Source organism: Nonomuraea composti (genome assembly GCF_012034275.1).
GTDB lineage: Bacteria > Actinomycetota > Actinomycetes > Streptosporangiales > Streptosporangiaceae > Nonomuraea > Nonomuraea composti.
This window is the reverse complement of sequence record NZ_JAATEP010000090.1, coordinates 13,824-30,276: the sequence shown is the minus strand read 5'-3', so window position 1 is coordinate 30,276 and position 16,453 is coordinate 13,824. Positions and strand designations below refer to the sequence as shown.

Genomic DNA, 16,453 nt, shown 5'->3' with positions numbered 1-16,453 from the left:
ATCGAACGCGATCATCTTTGAGGCCATCGTCACTCCTGTTCTGGTTGGATCCATCTGGTTCCTGAGCCGCAGCCGGGGTGTGGCAGCAGGGGTGCCGCGTTCATGCCTGGACAGCACGCTCGTCAGGACTGCGAGCAGGTGACCCGTCCCGCCGGGTCCAGGTCCGAGCGGCCCAGCCCGTGCTGTCATGTCCGCCTCCTTCCGGGCCGTGTCGCCAGGTCCGGGTCCTTGCGATCCGGGCCGCTCGGTTCGCGTCTGTGCCACCAGTGCCGTCGGGTCCGCGTCCGGGCAGCATGTGCTGTCGCGTGCGTGGGCAGGCGGCACGCCCCGCACCGGTGTGCGTCGGGACGGAGCCCGCGACGGACGGTTCGCAGCGCGTGACATCGGAGCCTGCCTGCGAAACCTCACCGTCCCGGCGCACCCCGGGTGGTGGGCACTCCACTTCGGGGAGTGCCAGGCGTTGCCCCGCACTCTACACACAACTTGCGTGCCGCGCACAGGTTGCGTGTCGCGCATCTTCCGGTAGGCTTCACGTCATGAACGACGACGCCATGGATCTGCGGACGCGAAACAAGCAGGCCACCCGGGAGGCGATCGGCCATGCCGCGCTACGGCTGGCCATCGAGCAGGGCCCCAACGGGCTGGCGCTCGTCCGTGTGCACGACATCGCCAGCGCCGCCGGCGTCTCGCCCCGCACGTACAACAACTACTTCTCCAGCAGGGAGGAGGCGATCTGCGCCTTCCAGGCCGACCAGTCGCGGCGCGTGGGGCAGGCACTGCGCTCCAGACCGACGGCGGAGCCGCTGGAGGAGGCCGTGATCGCGGCGGTGACCGAGCTCTACACCGATCCCGAGCCCGACCGGGCCGGCCTGGCCGTGATCATGTCGACGCCCGCGCTGGAGGGCGAGGCGCTCAAGGCGTTCAGCATGGCGGAGGGCCCGCTCGCCGAGGCCATCGCCGAGCGCACCGGCACCGACCCTCGTCGCGACCTGTTCCCAGCCGTTACGGCTGCCGCGGTCGCCGGCGCCATCCGTGTGGCCGGTCGCCACTGGCTGCAGCCCGGCGTCACCGGCTCCTTCGCCACCATCCTGCGCAGCGCCTTGTCCTGCGTCTTCACCCCCGCACCGGCTGCCCACGGCCCAGGAAAGGCCGGTGGCGACGGCGGCAACTGACTCCTGCCCATGAATTCGTGGGCCTGCCCGCTCGTCCCGCATGGTGCTCGTCTACGTCCTGGAAATGCTGTGATCGCGGGTGACTCACAGGGCTCGGAGCCATCGGTCCAGGATGGCGAAGTCTTCATCGGTGAGTCCTCGGTAGGACTTCACGTGGTGGAGGAGAGCCGGGCCAAACGGGAGTCGGGCGCAGTGCCTCGCGGTTCACGTTCCGGGTCCTCGCCGAAAGGGAGAAGGGGGGCCGTCGACGTCGAGGAAGAGCAGTGGGCGTTCGGCGCGACCGGTCATGCTGCGTTGGTCTCCTGGTGTTCGACGGGGACATCGTGTTGGTCTTCCGGTATTCGATCGGGACGCCGCGAGGTGCGCTGACCCGCAGGTCCTGTCCCGCTCGGAGCAGGCCCACCATGCCGGCACTTCTGCACTGTCGCCTCGGTGTGCTTGCCGGGGGCTGGGGCTGATCAGCGCCTACCGCCTGCCCATCCTGCACATGAGGGTCTGTTTGAGGCAGGGAGGATGTTTGGCAGTGTGGACTGCTCAAGGGTTTTTCGAGGGGGAATTCGAGACCTTGCGGATGGTGATCTCCACCTTGTTCGCGTGACGGCCGGCCTCGTCGAAAGCGGCGGAGCTGTCCTGGAAGGCTTTTCCGCGCCAGCCGCAAGAACACACCGCCACGTAAATGCTGCCGTCGTCGCTTTGTTCCACGTGGGCACGGTGTTCGCGGGCGCGGGTTTGCCGGGTCATGGCGTACGAACCCATCACCAGTACGGCCGTCGCGCCCCAGGCGATGATCAGTGCCGCGGTGCCCGCCCATTCGGCCTGGCCGGGCCCCTCCAGGGGCACCAGAACCGGATCGTGCCTGTGAGGAGCGGCCGTGGCGAACGAGAGGAGAACGGCCACCGAGACGAGCAGGGCCAGCGCGCCTTGAGCCAGGCGGCGTGCCGGTTGAGCGAGCAGGAGGGCGGTGGGAAGGGCCATGATGCCCGCTCCGATGGCGGCACCTGTCATGACGCGCGGCCACAACTCCGGCTGGTCAAAAGCTTGCTCCAGCAAAATCAGGGGGAAGGCTCCGAGCATGAGGCCGCCTGCCGTGAACGCGGCCCAGAAATGCCGATCGAAGAAATTCTCCACGAAATCGTCGACCCTTCCCATGCTGGGATAACGGCCCGTGGAGGCTCGTGGTTCCTTTGTCTCAAGCGTGAAAGCGCGATATGCCGGGGGTGGGAGGCCGAGGACCTGCCTGGGGCGGGGCCGAGGACCTGCCTGGAGTGGCGGGTCTTGCGGCAGGTCCTCGGGTGCTGGAGGTGGTTACATCTCCATGCCGGATAAATCCATCAAAGGGCGTACCTCTATGCCCCTGGCCTGGTCGCCGGCCATGAGGGTGGCCAGTTCGACGGCGCGTTCCCGGGTGTCGCAGTCGAGGAGGCACTGGACGGCGACATGGTGGGCGGCGGGCAGGTACGGGCCCTCGCGCACCTCCACCACGCCGTCCCTGACCCGGACGACCGTGCTGACGGAGGGGTCGGCGAGGGTGTGGCCGCCGATGAGCTCGCCCGCACGCCCGGCCACGGCCAGCAGGCGCTCGTGGTCGAAGACGTCGCCGGCCGCGGTGCTCACGTACACGTTCAGCAGGAACTTCACCGTGCTCAGCCGTCGGCCGTGCCGGCGAAGACGACCGGCCGCACCTCGATGCCGAGACCTTCGACGCCGGCGTCCGGGATGAGGGCGGCCAGTTCCAGGGCGCGTTCGCGGCTGTCGCACTCCACCAGGTAGTAGCCGCCGAGGAACTCCTTGGCCTCCAGGTAGGGGCCGTCGGTGACGACGGGGGCGCCGCGCCGGACGCGCACCACGGCGCTCTGGGACGGGTCGGCCAGGGCCGCGGTGCTGATCAGCTCGCCGGACTTGGTGATGGTCTCCATGAAGGCGCCGTGGCCGTTCATGACGTCGTTGCGCTGCTCCTCGGTGAGTGCGTCCCAGATCTGCGGGTTGTTGTGCATGATCAGCAGAAATTTCATGTCTTGTCCCTCTATGGTCGGGCGGCGCCCCCGTCGGGTGCCGTTCGGTATGGGGTCGGAGCCGGTACCGGATTCTTGCGCGGACGGGCGCGAAATTTCTGCCGCCGCACCGATCTCTTCGATGCGAGGGCGCTCCCTGTGCTGCGCTCGACACCACAGACCATAGTGCAGCTTGCACTAAGGGAGGTGCGTATGGCTATAGTGCAAACAGCCATATAGAAGGGTGCCATGCTATGAAGATCTTGGTCATCGGCGCGACCGGGCGTACCGGCAAGCACGTCCTGACCCAGGGCGCCGGGCGCGGGCACGAGATCACCGCCTTCGCCCGCCGCCCCGAACTGCTCACCGACCGGAGCCGGCTCGCGGACGTGCGCCAGGGCGACGCGCACGATCTCGAAGCCGTGCGGGCGGCCGTTCAGGGGCAGGACGCCGTCCTCGCCGCGGTCGGCGGCAGCGGGATCGCGAGCACGCTCATCACCGCCATGCGCGAGGCCGGCGTGCGGCGGGTGGTGATGACGAGCAGCCGCTCGGTGCCCGCCACCCGCCCCCGGCTCCCGGTCACGCTGGCGTGGCTGTTCTTCCGCGAGGTGTACGTGGACCTGGCGCGGGCGGAGGGCATGCTGCAGGTCAGCGGCCTCGACTGGACCATCGCGCGAGCGACCATGCTGAACGACAAGCCGCCCGCGGGACGCGTGCACCTCGACTTCGAGGCCAACGCGACAGGCGGGGCGATGCAGCTCTCCCGCGCCGACTACGCGATGGCGCTCCTCGACGCGGTCGAGGACCCCGCGCTGATCGGCAAGGCCCTGGGCATCTGCGGGCCGAAGTAGCGTCGTCCAGCAGGTCGATCTCCGGCACTATGCTGTCCGATCACACCACCACAGAACGGGGATCGGCTGACAATGGGTGCGGAAGAGGATTTCCAGCGGGTCGGTGCCGAGCTGGCCGACCTGGGCGTACGGATCTCCAGGATGATGGGCAGCCCCGCGCTCAAGGATCGGGCGGGGAAGGTGTTCGCGAGCCTGCAGCGTGACGGCGCGATGGTGTTCCGGCTGGTCAGGGACACCCCGGAGCATGAGGCCGCGCTGCGGCTGGACGGGGCGTCCCTGTTCGACCCGTCGGGGCGGGGCAGGGAGATGAGGGACTGGGTGGTCGTGCCCCACTCCTCGGCCGAGAAGTGGACGGATCTGGCCGAGGCGGCCCTCAGCCGCCCGCGCTGACCGCCCGCGGCCCACCGATCCGCAAACGGTGCGGCGGGCACCCCACGGCGACGATACGGACGGTCATGGTCGGAGCGGGCGATCACCCGGTTGGTGAACTCGGCGGGCAGCTGGATCCCGTTGGCGTCGGGGTGCAGCTTCGCCGGCGGTAAGCCGAGCGCATGAACAGTGGTCTGTCAGGAAGGTCAACGGCATTCCGGGGTTGTCAGGGGTCGAGGCCCAGCAGGGCGGGTTCGTCCGCCCGGATGCGCCACTCGTGGCCGGGGGAGGCGATCAGGCGGCGGGTCTTGAGATCGAGCAGGCCGCTCACGTGGCTGACCTCGGCCGCCAGGGTGCCGTCCAGGCGGAGGAAGCGGTGGTGCGCGCGGTATGTCCGGCCGCCGCCCCACTCCCACGCGCACGTGACGTCCACCTGGTCGCCGCCGCGCAGCTCGCGGTGGTACTTGATGACGGTCTCCAGGTTGACGGGCCCGAGGCCGCTGCCGAGCAGGGCCTCGACGGACACCCCGGCCGCCTGGACGCAGGCGAAGCGGGCGTGGTCGGCGTACTGGATGTAGAAGCCACCGTTGAGGTGGAGCTGCGGGTCGACCTCGTAGACGCGCACCTCCATGCGCACGCTGAACGGCTCAGTCATCGCTCAGCCAGCGCAGGGATCGTTCGGTGAGGTAGCGGCGGCCGTCGTCGCGGATCTCCAGCCAGTCGCCCCGCGCCCAGCCGCCCGCCAGCTGTGGCGAGAAGCCGTGCTTGCGGAACAGCGCGCTCGCCTCGGCCCTGGTCAGGCCCCGCTGCCCCCATTCCTGGATGAGCTCGCGGTACCGGGCCTCCTCCGGAGGCTCCGTATCGGAGATCGCGTCGGCCAGGGCGGCGAAGCCGGCGCTGATCTGGCGCAGCGCGGCGGCCACCTCACGTAGCTCGGTCATGGCTCATAGGTTAGCAATCGGAAGCGATCGCTACAGCGATCGGAGGCTGTCGACGAACCCGGTCTCGTACGCGAGGATGACGAGCTGCGTGCGGTCCCGCACGCCGAGCTTGAGGAAAAGCCTGCTCAGGTACGTCTTGACGGTGGCGCGGCTGAGGAACAGCGCGGCGGCGATCTCTTCGTTGGATAGGCCGCGGACGATCGCCGCCACCACGTCCCGCTCCCGATCGCTCAGCATCGCCATGCGATCGGGGCCCGGATGGGCCCTGCGGGTGGCGAGGCCGGCGATCATGCGCTTGGTCACCTCGGGGGCGAGCATGGCGTTGCCCTCGTACGCGATGCGCACCGCCCGCAGGATCTCGCCGGTGCCGGCGTTCTTCAGCAGGAAGCCGGTGGCGCCCGCGCGAAGGGCCTCGTAGACGTACTCGTCGAGGTCGAACGTCGTCAGGATGACGACTTTCGTCCCGGGATGGGCGGCGCAGATGGCGCGCGTGGCTTCCAGCCCGTCCATGACCGGCATGCGGATGTCCATCAGCACCACGTCGGGACGCACCCGGCGGGCCGCCTCGACCGCCTCCCTGCCGTCGCGGGCCTCGGCGGCGGCGTCGAGGCGCGGGTCGCCGGCGACGAGCTCCATGAGGGAGGCGCGCAGGAGCGGCTGGTCCTCGGCCACCAGGACCTTGATCCGCTGGTCAGGCACGGGGCGCCTCCTTGAGGGGGATGATCGCGTGCAGCTCGAAGCCCGCGGAGGGGCGCGAGCGGGCGGTGAGATGGCCGCCGAGCAGCTCGACGCGCTCGCGCAGCCCGACGAGCCCGAACCCGGGGCCGTCCGGCGGGCGGGGGAGGAGGGCGGACGCCGCGGGGCCGTCGTCGGTGACGGAGACGTGCAGGTCCCCGTCCGCGCAGGTCAGCGTCACCTCGCAGTGCGTGCCGGGCGCGTGGCGCGCGGCGTTCGTCAGACCTTCCTGCACGATCCGGTACGCGGCCAGCTCGACCCCGGCCGGCACCGCCACCGTCGCGGACATCGCCAACGTCACCGTGAGCCCGCTGCCGCGCATGCGCTCGGCCAGGGCGGGCAGGTCGCCGAGGCCCGGCTGAGGATGGCGCTCGGCGCTCTCGCCGTCGCCGCGCACGGCGCCCAGCGTCGCCCGTAACTCGTCGAGCGCCTGCCTACTGACCGTCTCGATCTGGGAGAGCTTGCCGCGCAGGCGCCCGAGGTCGTCCGCGCGGGCTCCGACGCCGGCGGTCACGGCGATGGTGCCGAGCGAGTGCGAGACGACGTCGTGCACCTCCCGCACCACGCGCAGCCGTTCGGCGACGACCGCCGCCTGCCGCTCCGCGAGCATCGCCTGCTCGGCCTGGAGCGCGGCGCGGCGCGTGGTCGCGCCGAGCACCCAGGCGGCGGCCAGGGCGAGCAGGCTCAGGAGCGTGTAGCGGACGGTGCTCTCCGCGTCGGCGGTGCCGAGGAACGCCACGCCCGCGATGGTCACGGCGGTGGCGCCCGCGACGGCGTTCAGCGACCGGACGGTGCCGCGGGCCAGCGCCACCCGGTACAGCACCCACGCGGAGGCGACGAACGGGTCCTGCGTCACACCCAGCGCGGCCCCCGCCAGGGTCGCGGCCGTCACCAGCACGAACGCCGCCACCGGGCGCCGCGCGCGCAGCACCATGCCCGCGACCAGCACCACGATCAGCCCCGCCTGGGCCCAGGAGGCGACCGGCAGCCAGAACACCAGCACGCACAGCAGCGCCGCCCCGACGTCCCACCGGGTGGAGCCGCCGCCGTCGAACCAGTGCCGCTGCGTCACGCGTCCCAACCTAGCCACGCCGCCGGGCCCGCGGTGTCACAGCCGGTCGCGGGCCTCGGCCAGGACCTCCGCCTGCCGCATCCACTCCGCGCCGTCCAGGGCCAGCCCCACCGCGTCCGCCCCGGCCTCCGCGTACGCCGCCAGCCGCTCGGCCACCTCCTCCACCCCGCCGGTGACCGGAACGTCCCTGGCCGTCTCCTCCGGCATGCCGTGCGGCCCCGACAGCATGGAGACGAACGACTCCAGCGCGGCCCGGTCACCCGACAGGAAGGCGTGGCCGCCCACCGACACCGACGGCACCGGGCGGCCGAGCTCCCCGGCCAGCTCGCGCAGCCGTGCCACCTTGGCCGCGAGCGCGGCGGGGGTGATGAGGGAGGGCGCCCAGCCGTCCCCGTACAGGACGGCGCGGCGCATGGCCGCCTCGGAGTTCCCGCCGACCAGGATCGGCGGGACGGCGGCGGCCGGGCCGAGCGTCACCTCGGCGCCGCCCACCGGAGTGGGCCGGCCGGAAATGAGGCCGGGCAGCGCGCGCAGCGCGGCGTCGGTCCAGCGCCCCCGGCCGGACACCGGCGCGCCGACCGCCCGCCAGAACGGCGAGCCGGGAAAGCCGCCGATCCCCACCCCCAGCACCACCCGGCCATCCGACAGCAGCTGCAACGTCTGCACCTGGGACGCCACCCACGCGACCGGCCGCAACGGCAGGCTCAGCACTCCGAACTCCAGCCCGATCCGCTCGGTGACGGCCGCGGCGGCGGCCAGCGTGACGGCCGGGTCCACGCCGGGCGTGCCGTCCCCGACGATCACGTCGGAGAAGCCGGCGGCGTCGTAGCCGAGTCGCTCCAGATGGCGGGCCTTCGCGACGTCGGGGATGCCGCTGCCGTCCGTCGGCAGGCTCGTGGTCAGGCGCATCGTGATCATCCTTCTCTCAGGGAACGCGGTCAGGACGCTCACGCTAGGACCTCAAGCCTGGTTGACCTCAAGCCCGCCGCCCGGCCTCACGTGCCGGGACGCGAGGAATACGGGAGCAGGGCCATCTCGCGGGCGGTCTTGATGGCGCGGGCGAGCTCCCGCTGCTGCCGCACGCTCACCCCCGTGACCCGCCGGCTGCGGATCTTGCCCCGGTCGGAGATGAAGCGGCGCAGCAGGTTCGTGTCCTTGTAGTCGATGCGCTCCACGCCCAGCAGCGGGTTCGGCTTCCTGCGCGGCGCGCGGCGGTGGCCGGCTCTCATGCGATCTCCTTCAGGTCCAGCATCGGGGCGAACGGGTCGTCGAGGCAGGCGGCGGGGCCGTCCTCGGGGGTGAGCAGGCAGGAGTCCAGCAGGGCACGCAGGCGGTCGGTGTCCAGGTCGGGGCCGGTCAGGACGAGGTGCTGGACGCGGTCGCCGGTCTCCGGATGCCAGTCCAGGGACGCGGCCAGGCGGCGGGCCGGCGGCACCAGGTCCCAGGCGGCCTCGGGCAGCGCGGCCAGCCACGGGCCGGCGTCCTCGACCGAGACGATCCCGGCGACCGCGTCCCAGGCCAGCAGCCGGCTCGGGCGGGTGGCCAGCCAGAAGCGGCCGCGCGAGCGTACGGACTCGGTGACCAGCTCGTCCACCGCCTCGTAGAGGCGGCGGGGGTGCAGGGGGCGACGGCTGTGCCACACCATGGTGGTGATCTCGCCGGTACGGGTGTCGCCGGGGAGCTGGGCGGTGGCCGGCTCCACGCGTTCGCCCAGCTCGGCCGTGCACAGGGCCGGGCCGGTGACCGGGGGCAGGGCCGTGAGCGGGTGCACCGGCGTGAACGGGGTCAGGTGCGCGAGCACGGCCAGCGTCAGCTCCTCGTCCTCCTCGTCGCCGCCGTGCGGCACCAGGCCGGTGGCGTACTCGAGCTGCCGGGTCAGCACCTCGGCCAGGAAGCGCTGGTCGCCGGCCGCCGCGGGCTTGCCCACCTCGATGAGGCGCTCGCCCCTGGTCAGGTCGTGCGGCAGGGCGGCGGCGTCGACGGCGGTCAGGACGGCGGTGAGCCGCAGCAGGTCGCGGGCCTCGGGGCAGTCGACGGCCTCGGCGACCGAGCGGGGCTCGACCGCGTCCCAGAGATCGGCGATCAGCAGCGGGGCGGCGGGCGCGAGGGCGACGAGCCGGGGGAGCAGGTCCTCGCGGACGGTGCAGGTGACGCAGCCGTGCGCGAGCCGCACCTCGGCGCTCTCCCGCACGCCGTGGGCGTCGCGGACGGTGCGCGTGATCCGGCCGGTGGTGACCCGTCCGAGGTCGTGGTGGACGGCGAGCGAGCCGGGATGGTCGGCGAGCAGCCGCTCGACGGCGGCCGTGCGGGCCGCGCCGTGCAGGCCCGCGACGAGGACGACGGGGGTGGGCACCGGACCTCCAGTTGCAGAAATGAAAACCGTTGTCGTTATCATGGCACAGCTCCGCAGCCCGAAGGACAGCTCCGCAACCCGAAAGGCACAGCTCCGCAACCCGGAAGGAACCGCGATGGCCAGGAACGAGCTGCGCCCGGTGATCAAGCTCCGCTCGACCGCCGGGACCGGCTACACGTACGTGACCAGGAAGAACCGCCGCAACGACCCCGAGCGGCTCACGCTGCGCAAGTACGACCCGATCGTGCGCCGGCACGTGACGTTCCGCGAGGAGCGATAGGGATCCCCCGACGAGAGGAAATGATGTCCGCACACTGCCAGCTCACCGGCGTCGCCCCGGTGTTCGGCAACGCCGTCTCCCACTCCCACCGGCGCACCCGGCGACGGTGGGACCCCAACATCCAGCGCCGGCGCTACTGGCTGCCCAGCGAGGGCCGCCACGTGCGGCTGACGCTCAGCACCAGAGCCATCAAGATCATCGACAGGATCGGCATCGAACAGGCCGTCGCGCGCATCCGCGCCCGAGGGGAGAGGATCTGATGGCCAAGAAGAGCAAGATCGCCGCGAACGAGCGCCGCAAGGCCGTCGTGCTGCGCCACGCCGCCCGCCGGGCCGAGCTGAAGCGGCTCATCAGGACCGGCGACCCGGAGACCCGGGCCGCCGCCGTACGCGAGCTGGCCCGCCAGCCCCGGGACGCCAGCGCCACCCGGGTACGCAACCGCGACGCCATCGACGGGCGGCCCCGCGGGCACCTGACGAAGTTCGGGCTGTCGCGGGTGCGCTTCCGCGAGATGGCGCACCGGGGCGAGCTGCCCGGTGTCACGAAGGCGAGCTGGTAGCCGTGGCCGTGCCCAAGCGCAGGACGTCCCGGGCCAACACCCGGCATCGCCGCAGCCAGTGGAAGGCCCACGTGCCCGACCTGGTCCCCGTCGTGGTGGACGGGCGGGAGCTGCTGGTGCCGCGCCCGCTCGTCAAGGCGTACCGGAGGGGGCTGATCACACCCCGCTGAAAACGCAGGGGGCGGGCGCCTTCCGGGAAAGGAAAGCGCCCGCCCGTCCGCCCGGGCCGGTCACTGCCCGGCGGCCGCCTGCAGCTCGCTGATGACGATCTTCTGCATGCCCAGCATCGCCTTCATCACCTGCTGCGCCGTCACCGGATCGGGGTGCTGGAGCAGCTCCTGGAGCTGCCGGGGGATGATCTGCCACGACAGCCCCCACCGGTCCTTCAGCCAGCCGCACCGCGATTCCTCGCCGCCCTCGGTGAGCCGGGCCCACAGCTCGTCCACCTCCTCCTGCGACTCGCAGTCCACGAAGAGCGAGATCGCCTCGGTGAACGTGTACTGCGGGCCCCCGTTCAGCGCCATGAACCGCTGGCCGGCCAGCTCGAACTCGACCGACACCGCCTTCTGCCCCTCGCCGGGCCGCTGCACGTGCAGGATGCCGGAGCCGGGGAACAGCGAGGTGTAGAAGGCGGCGGCCTCCTCGGCCTGGTCGTCGAACCACAGGAACGTGGTGATCTTCTGCATGACGGGTCCCTCCTCAGGGGTCGTGGTCGTCCTTCTGCCGACGCGTCGAACGGGCCGGCGGCGGATCGACACGTTCCCCGAAGAATTCTCCCGGCTCCCATCAGCCCAGGGCGGCGCCGATCGCCGTCATGATCGGGATGGACAAGCCGGTGGTCAGCAGCACCGCCCCGCGGGCCAGTCGCCGGCCCGTGTCGTACGTGACCGCGTACACGTAGATGTTCTGGGCCGTGGGCAGGGCCGCGAACAGGGTCGCCGCCAGCAGGTGCGTGCCCTCCAGGCCGAGGGCGAAGCGGGCGGTGGCGTAGGCGAGGGCGGGCTGGGCGACGGCCTTGAGGGTCACGGCCAGGGCGATGTCCTTGGCGACGCCGTCCTCCTCCGGGGCGACGGGTGCCCGCCGGGAGCCGTACAGGCTCAGGCCGTAGGCCAGCAGCGCGACCGGGACGGCGGCGCCGCCGAGCAGGTCGATGGGGCGCATGACCGTGACGGGCAGGGTGCCGCCGCCGAGGGCGAGGGCCAGGCCGAGGAGGGAGGCGACGGTGAGGGGGTTGCGGAAGGGGAGCAGCAGGGCGGCGCGGCGGGAGCGGGTGCCCCGGTCGAGGATCAGGAACGAGACGGGGGTCAGGGCGAGGAGCTGGAAGAGCAGGATGGGGGCGACGAGGGCGGCGTCGCCGAGCACGTACAGGGAGATCGGCACGCCGAGGTTGCCGGCGTTGACGTAGGAGGAGGCCAGGGCGCCGATCGTGGCCTGGCCCGTCGTCCGGCGCCAGATCAGCTTCGCGACCAGGACGAAGACGAGCTGCGTGCACGCGACCGCGATGATCTCGGTCAGCAGCACCGGCGAGAGCAGCGCCCCCAGGTCGGCCCTGGACACGGTGGCGAACATCAACGCCGGGGTCGCGACGTAGAACGCCAGCCGTGACAGGACGAGCTCGTCGCTGGCGCGCAGCAGGCCGATCACGCCGATGACGTAGCCGAGCACGGCGACCGACACCAAAGCGGCGAACGCCGCAACAACCCCCGACAACCCATTCCCTCCCAAACTGGACGTTCAGGAGGCTATCGGAGGCCGTCCCGCCGCCCGGAGGCGGTCGAGCCCGCCGGGTGGCGGCATAGGTCCGCTCGGACGGGGGTAAGCCCGTCGTACGGCGCTGACCTGCGTAAACACCGTCATGTGAGGGCGCCGAGAGCACCATGGGGCAAATGGGGGGTCTCCGGTGACCATTGACGAACCGCGTACTGACGAACCGTTGACGTCCGCCGTGGCGCCGGCGCGGGCCACGAGCAAGGGCCGCATCATCGTGCGCTGGCTGTCGAGCACGGACCACAAGGTCATCGGCTACATGTACCTGATCGCCTCGTTCGCGTTCTTCTCGCTGGGCGGCGTCATGGCGCTGCTCATCCGGGCCGAGCTCGTCCACCCCGGCCTGCAGCTCGTGAGCAACGAGCAGTACAACCAGCTGTTCACCATGCACGGCACGATCATGATGCTGCTGTTCGCGACCCCGCTGTTCGCCGGGTTCGCCAACGTGATCATGCCGCTGCAGATCGGCTCCCCGGACGTGGCCTTCCCCCGGCTGAACGCGGTGAGCTTCTGGCTGTTCCTGTTCGGCGGGCTCATCACGGTCAGCGGTTTCTTCAGCCCGTCGGGGGCGGCCAGCTTCGGCTGGTTCGCCTACACGCCGCTGTCGACCGCGATCTTCTCGCCCGGCGTCGGCGGCGACCTGTGGGTCATGGGGCTGAGCCTGGCAGGCGTCGGGACGATCCTCGGCTCGGTCAACTTCATCACCACGATCATCTGCATGCGCGCCCCCGGCATGACGATGTTCCGCATGTCCATCTTCACCTGGAACGTGCTGCTGACCAGCATGCTCGTGCTGATGGCCTTCCCCGTGCTGGCCGCCGCCCTGCTCGCGCTGGAGGGCGACCGCAAGCTCGGCACCCAGTTCTTCCACCCGGGCAACGGCGGGGCGCTGATGTGGCAGCACCTGTTCTGGTTCTTCGGCCACCCCGAGGTCTACATCATCGCGCTGCCGTTCTTCGGCATCATCACCGAGGTCATCCCCGTCTTCAGCCGCAAGCCCATCTTCGGCTACATCGGCCTGGTCGGCGCCACCATCGCCATCTCCGGGCTGTCGATGACCGTCTGGGCGCACCACATGTTCCCCACCGGGCAGGTGCTGCTGCCGTTCTTCTCCTTCTTCACCTTCCTCATCGCGGTGCCGACCGGCGTGAAGTTCTTCAACTGGACGGGCACCATGTGGCGGGGCCATCTGAGCTTCGAGACGCCGATGATGTTCGCGGTCGGGTTCCTCATCACGTTCCTGCTGGGCGGGCTGACCGGCGTCATCCTCGGCTCGCCGCCGCTCGACTTCCACATCACCGACACCTACTTCGTCGTCGCCCACTTCCACTACGTGGTCTTCGGCACCGTCGTGTTCGCGATGTTCGCCGGGTTCTACTTCTGGTGGCCGAAGATGACCGGCCGCATGCTGAACGAGAAACTCGGCAAGCTGCACTTCTGGCTGCTGTTCATCGGCTTCCACATGACGTTCCTCGTGCAGCACTGGCTCGGCGTGGTCGGCATGCCGCGCCGCTACGCCGACTACTCGGCCGCCGACGGCTTCACCGACCTGCACCTGTTCTCCTCCATCGGGGCGCTCATCCTGGGCGTCTCGACCCTGCCGTTCCTGTTCAACGTCTGGTACACCGCGCGCAAGGGCCGCAAGGTCTTCGTGGACGACCCCTGGGGGTTCGGCAACTCCCTCGAATGGGCCACGTCCTGCCCGCCGCCCCGGCACAACTTCTCCGCCATGCCGCGCATCCGTTCCGAACGGCCGGCCTTCGACCTGCACTACCCGCACGTCGGCCGCGCGGCGGAGTGACACCGTGGACGGCCTGTCGCCGCGCGAGCGGCTCATGCTGGCGGCGATCGAGCTGGAGCTGCGGCAAAGCGGGGAGCGCCTGGCCAGCCGGCTCAACGAGTTCAACGAGCGGGCCGAACGGGAGGGGCCGGCCCGCTTCGCCGACCACGTCAGCCGGGCCGAGGTGGCGGCGGTGGCGGCCATGGTGCTGATCCTGACCGGGATCATGACCCTGGTGATCGTCACGTGCGGGAAGTGAGCGCCGTACACTGCTCCTCGTGCTGGACGACACGGAGACGGCCCTCCGGATGCGCAGGGCGGCCCGCGCCATCATCCTCGACCAGGACGACCGGGTGCTGCTGTGCCGCATCGACCTCACCGCCGACGGCGGCCCGGTCGTGTGGGCGATGCCGGGCGGCGGGGTCGAGCCCGGCGAGACGCCGCTCCAGGCGCTGGCCCGCGAGCTGGAGGAAGAGGTCGGGTTGCGCCTCGACGGCGACCCGCCGCCGCACGTGTGGCACCAGAGCGCGATCGGCCCTAGGTACGCCCCCGGCTACGACGGCGTGATCAACGACTACTTCCTCCTGCGCCGGCCCGGCTTCGTCCCGCGCGGCACGTTCAGCGACGAGCTGCTCGCGGCCGAGAACATCAGCGCGTGGCGGTGGTGGAGCGTGGCGGAGATCGCCGCCGGGCACGGGGACGATCTCTTCTCGCCGCGCGACCTGGCCGGCGTGCTGGGCGCGCTGCTGGCGGGCGGCGTGCCCCGCGAACCGGTCCGCATGGGCGTCTGACAGCGGTTACGACGTGCGGCCCTTGAACGTGCGGCCCTTGAACGTGCGGCGCAGGTCCGCCACCCACTCCTCCGGGATCTCCCACGGGATGAAGTGCCCGCCGCGGTCGTGCACGCTGATGTTGACGTGGTTGTACCAGGCGGCCCGGTCGCTGTCGAGGAACCAGCGCAGGCGCTCCTCGCCGGTCGTCACGCCGGGCGGGTTCTCGTAGCCGACGAACGTGATGCCGGTGGGTGCCTCGACCACCGGCCACCGGTCGTGCGACGGCGTCCACGGGTAGCGGTTGTTGTTGGCGTAGGTACGGATCGAGGTCTCGATGCCGCCGCCCGCCCAGAAGATCGTCGCGTGCGTGAGCAGGTCGTCCTTGCTGAAGACGCGCTCCACGTCGCCGCCGTTGTCCGACCACTTCGCCCAGCGCTCCAGGACCCAGGCCAGCATGCCGGCGGGGGAGTCGGCCAGGCCGAAGGCGAGCGTCGAGGGGGCCAGCACGTGCGCGGCCAGGTGCACCGCGAAGCGCCGGTCCAGCTCGACGATGCGGTCGTGCACCTCGGGCGGCAGGCCGGGCGGGATGGGCGCGCCGCCGCTCAGGTCCCACGCGCGGTCGCCGTTGAACATGGTGAGCTTCTGCGCCGAGCCGATGTGGATGCCGTGCAGCTCGCCGGCGTACTTGTGACCGAGCTGGCCGGCGATCAGCGCGCCGACGTCGCAGCCGGCGGCGGCGTAGCGGTCGTGGCCGAGCACGCCGGTCATCAGCTCGTGCCAGACGTCGGCGATCTTCCAGAAGTTCATGTCGGGGTGGTGCGCCAGCGGCGTGGAGAAGCCGAAGCCCGGCAGCGACGGCACGATCACGTCGAACGCCTCCGCCGGGTCGCCGCCGTACGCGGCCGGGTCGGCGAGCCGGTCGACGACCTTCGACCAGTGCCAGAACGTCCATGGCCAGCCGTGGCTGAGGATCAGCGGCACCGGGTCGGGGCCGGCGCCCGGCCTGCGCATGAAGTGCACGGGCACGCCGCCGACGTCGACCCGGTAGTGCTCGTAGGCGTTGATCGCCCGCTCGGCCGCCCGCCAGTCGAAGCCGTCGGCCCAGTAGGCGACCAGCTCCTCCAGGTACGCCCGCCGCACCCCGTACCGGCCGTCGTCGTTGCCGACGTCGAGGGGCCACCGGGTGGCCCTCAGCCTGCGGCGCAGGTCGTCCAGCACCTCGTCCGGCACGTGCAGTGGCACCGGCTCCAGCGGGAACGCTCGCTCGTCCACCTGTCCTCCTAATCGTCGAGCCGCGCGGCGATCTCGGTCATCCGGCCCAGGAGCCGCGCGTAGCCGTCGAGCGCCGCGCGCTCCTCGTCGCTGAGCCGCTCCACCACGCGGGCCAGCCGCGCCACCCGGTCCGCGTGCCGGGAGCGGACGACCTGCTCGCCCTCCTCCGTGAGGGACAGCAGCACCGCCCGGCCGTCGCGCGGGTCGGGGCTGCGGGAGACGAGCCCGTCGCGCTCCAGCTTGGCGACCAGGCTGGTCAGTGCCGGCTGCTTGAGCTGCTCGGTCGTGGTCAGCTCGGTCAGCCGCATCGGGCCCCTGCGCGACAGGGTGTGCAGCACGGACAGGCTCGAGAAGCTGAGCCGCCGGACCGAGGGCAGGCGGATGTAGTAGCCGTTGAAGTCCTCGATCGCGCGGGCCAGCGCGTCGAGGCGGGGATCCTGGGACGCGGACGCCATGCCCGAAGTTATATCAAACTTCGATGTATTTCGCCCGGACGCTACCGAACCCGGGCGCTACCGAACCCGGGCGCTACTGACCG

At 71.3% G+C, this 16,453-nt stretch carries 25 protein-coding genes; 10 read left to right on the top strand and 15 right to left on the bottom strand.

Going from position 1 to position 16,453, the window contains the following annotated elements:
* On the bottom strand, positions 1–189 hold a 189-nt coding region (locus HCN51_RS58665; RefSeq protein ID WP_206069039.1), incomplete at its 3' end, for a hypothetical protein.
* A 347-nt stretch (positions 190–536) separates the two neighbouring features.
* On the opposite strand from HCN51_RS58665, the gene HCN51_RS54855 reads away from it, so the two are divergent.
* Positions 537–1,172: a TetR/AcrR family transcriptional regulator gene (locus HCN51_RS54855; protein WP_168021729.1), complete on the top strand. Its 636-nt coding sequence runs from the start codon at positions 537–539 to the stop codon at positions 1,170–1,172.
* Between the two features lie 534 nt (positions 1,173–1,706).
* Here HCN51_RS54855 and HCN51_RS54850 read toward each other — a convergent pair.
* The 3 genes from HCN51_RS54850 to HCN51_RS54840 form a co-directional block, all read right to left on the bottom strand.
* Positions 1,707–2,321, bottom strand: a complete 615-nt coding sequence (locus HCN51_RS54850; protein ID WP_168021728.1) for a hypothetical protein — start codon at positions 2,319–2,321, stop codon at positions 1,707–1,709.
* Positions 2,322–2,477: 156 nt separating this feature from the next.
* Positions 2,478–2,810 carry a YciI family protein gene (locus tag HCN51_RS54845; protein WP_168021727.1) on the bottom strand — a complete coding sequence of 111 codons (333 nt, stop codon included), beginning with the start codon at positions 2,808–2,810 and terminating at the stop codon, positions 2,478–2,480.
* A gap of 5 nt (positions 2,811–2,815) precedes the next feature.
* Entirely contained in the window at positions 2,816–3,184 is a 369-nt protein-coding gene (locus tag HCN51_RS54840) for a YciI family protein (RefSeq protein WP_168021726.1), read from the bottom strand.
* A gap of 233 nt (positions 3,185–3,417) precedes the next feature.
* On the opposite strand from HCN51_RS54840, the gene HCN51_RS54835 reads away from it, so the two are divergent.
* Positions 3,418–4,014, top strand: coding sequence for an NAD(P)-dependent oxidoreductase (locus HCN51_RS54835; RefSeq protein WP_168021725.1), 597 nt, complete (start codon positions 3,418–3,420; stop codon positions 4,012–4,014).
* 72 nt (positions 4,015–4,086) lie between these two features.
* On the top strand, positions 4,087–4,404 hold the full coding sequence (locus tag HCN51_RS54830; protein WP_080039998.1) for a hypothetical protein: 318 nt from the start codon (positions 4,087–4,089) through the stop codon (positions 4,402–4,404).
* Between the two features lie 205 nt (positions 4,405–4,609).
* Here the strand turns inward: HCN51_RS54830 and HCN51_RS54825 are convergent, their stop codons facing one another.
* From HCN51_RS54825 to HCN51_RS54795, 7 genes are all read right to left on the bottom strand, one after another.
* Positions 4,610–5,038: an acyl-CoA thioesterase gene (locus tag HCN51_RS54825; RefSeq protein ID WP_168021724.1), complete on the bottom strand. Its 429-nt coding sequence runs from the start codon at positions 5,036–5,038 to the stop codon at positions 4,610–4,612.
* Positions 5,031–5,324 (bottom strand): hypothetical protein, encoded by a 294-nt coding sequence (locus tag HCN51_RS54820; RefSeq protein ID WP_168021723.1) that lies wholly within the window; start codon positions 5,322–5,324, stop codon positions 5,031–5,033. Before HCN51_RS54820 ends, HCN51_RS54825 begins: the two co-directional genes overlap by 8 nt.
* Positions 5,325–5,354: 30 nt before the next feature.
* The gene (locus HCN51_RS54815; RefSeq protein WP_168021722.1) at positions 5,355–6,023 is read right to left on the bottom strand and encodes a response regulator; all 669 of its coding nucleotides are present in this window, start codon (positions 6,021–6,023) and stop codon (positions 5,355–5,357) included.
* Positions 6,016–7,131 carry an ATP-binding protein gene (locus HCN51_RS62835; protein ID WP_168021721.1) on the bottom strand — a complete coding sequence of 372 codons (1,116 nt, stop codon included), beginning with the start codon at positions 7,129–7,131 and terminating at the stop codon, positions 6,016–6,018. The genes HCN51_RS54815 and HCN51_RS62835 overlap by 8 nt, the downstream gene beginning before the upstream one ends.
* A 36-nt stretch (positions 7,132–7,167) precedes the next feature.
* On the bottom strand, positions 7,168–8,040 hold the full coding sequence (locus HCN51_RS54805) for an LLM class flavin-dependent oxidoreductase (RefSeq protein ID WP_168021720.1): 873 nt from the start codon (positions 8,038–8,040) through the stop codon (positions 7,168–7,170).
* Between the two features lie 86 nt (positions 8,041–8,126).
* Entirely contained in the window at positions 8,127–8,360 is a 234-nt protein-coding gene (gene rpsR / locus HCN51_RS54800; RefSeq protein ID WP_168021719.1) for a 30S ribosomal protein S18, read from the bottom strand.
* Positions 8,357–9,484: a GTP-binding protein gene (locus tag HCN51_RS54795; RefSeq protein WP_168021718.1), complete on the bottom strand. Its 1,128-nt coding sequence runs from the start codon at positions 9,482–9,484 to the stop codon at positions 8,357–8,359. Before HCN51_RS54795 ends, rpsR begins: the two co-directional genes overlap by 4 nt.
* A gap of 115 nt (positions 9,485–9,599) precedes the next feature.
* Between HCN51_RS54795 and rpmG the strand changes: the two genes are divergently transcribed.
* The 4 genes from rpmG to rpmF are packed head-to-tail and all read left to right on the top strand — an operon-like array spanning position 9,600 to position 10,493.
* On the top strand, positions 9,600–9,764 hold the full coding sequence (gene rpmG / locus HCN51_RS54790) for a 50S ribosomal protein L33 (protein WP_080039992.1): 165 nt from the start codon (positions 9,600–9,602) through the stop codon (positions 9,762–9,764).
* A gap of 23 nt (positions 9,765–9,787) precedes the next feature.
* Entirely contained in the window at positions 9,788–10,024 is a 237-nt protein-coding gene (gene rpmB, locus HCN51_RS54785) for a 50S ribosomal protein L28 (RefSeq protein ID WP_080039991.1), read from the top strand.
* Positions 10,024–10,323, top strand: coding sequence for a 30S ribosomal protein S14 (gene rpsN, locus HCN51_RS54780; RefSeq protein ID WP_168021717.1), 300 nt, complete (start codon positions 10,024–10,026; stop codon positions 10,321–10,323). The genes rpmB and rpsN overlap by 1 nt, the downstream gene beginning before the upstream one ends.
* A 2-nt stretch (positions 10,324–10,325) precedes the next feature.
* Positions 10,326–10,493, top strand: a complete 168-nt coding sequence (rpmF, locus tag HCN51_RS54775; RefSeq protein ID WP_168021716.1) for a 50S ribosomal protein L32 — start codon at positions 10,326–10,328, stop codon at positions 10,491–10,493.
* A gap of 60 nt (positions 10,494–10,553) precedes the next feature.
* Here the strand turns inward: rpmF and HCN51_RS54770 are convergent, their stop codons facing one another.
* On the bottom strand, positions 10,554–11,009 hold the full coding sequence (locus tag HCN51_RS54770) for a VOC family protein (protein ID WP_168021715.1): 456 nt from the start codon (positions 11,007–11,009) through the stop codon (positions 10,554–10,556).
* A gap of 100 nt (positions 11,010–11,109) precedes the next feature.
* A complete protein-coding gene (locus HCN51_RS54765; RefSeq protein WP_168021714.1) occupies positions 11,110–12,033 on the bottom strand; it encodes an AEC family transporter in 924 nt (307 codons plus the stop codon).
* A gap of 223 nt (positions 12,034–12,256) precedes the next feature.
* Between HCN51_RS54765 and ctaD the strand changes: the two genes are divergently transcribed.
* From ctaD to HCN51_RS54750, 3 genes are read left to right on the top strand one after another with little or no spacing between them, the layout of a single operon-like run.
* Entirely contained in the window at positions 12,257–13,891 is a 1,635-nt protein-coding gene (ctaD, locus tag HCN51_RS54760) for an aa3-type cytochrome oxidase subunit I (RefSeq protein ID WP_206069037.1), read from the top strand.
* 4 nt (positions 13,892–13,895) lie between these two features.
* Positions 13,896–14,129: a DUF3040 domain-containing protein gene (locus tag HCN51_RS54755; protein WP_168021712.1), complete on the top strand. Its 234-nt coding sequence runs from the start codon at positions 13,896–13,898 to the stop codon at positions 14,127–14,129.
* A 19-nt stretch (positions 14,130–14,148) separates the two neighbouring features.
* Positions 14,149–14,661 (top strand): NUDIX domain-containing protein, encoded by a 513-nt coding sequence (locus HCN51_RS54750; protein ID WP_206069036.1) that lies wholly within the window; start codon positions 14,149–14,151, stop codon positions 14,659–14,661.
* Positions 14,662–14,667: 6 nt separating this feature from the next.
* Here HCN51_RS54750 and HCN51_RS54745 read toward each other — a convergent pair whose 3' ends face one another.
* Positions 14,668–15,915, bottom strand: a complete 1,248-nt coding sequence (locus tag HCN51_RS54745) for an alpha/beta fold hydrolase (protein ID WP_168021711.1) — start codon at positions 15,913–15,915, stop codon at positions 14,668–14,670.
* Positions 15,916–15,923: 8 nt separating this feature from the next.
* Entirely contained in the window at positions 15,924–16,370 is a 447-nt protein-coding gene (locus tag HCN51_RS54740) for a MarR family transcriptional regulator (protein WP_168021710.1), read from the bottom strand.
* Positions 16,371–16,453 lie beyond the last annotated feature (83 nt).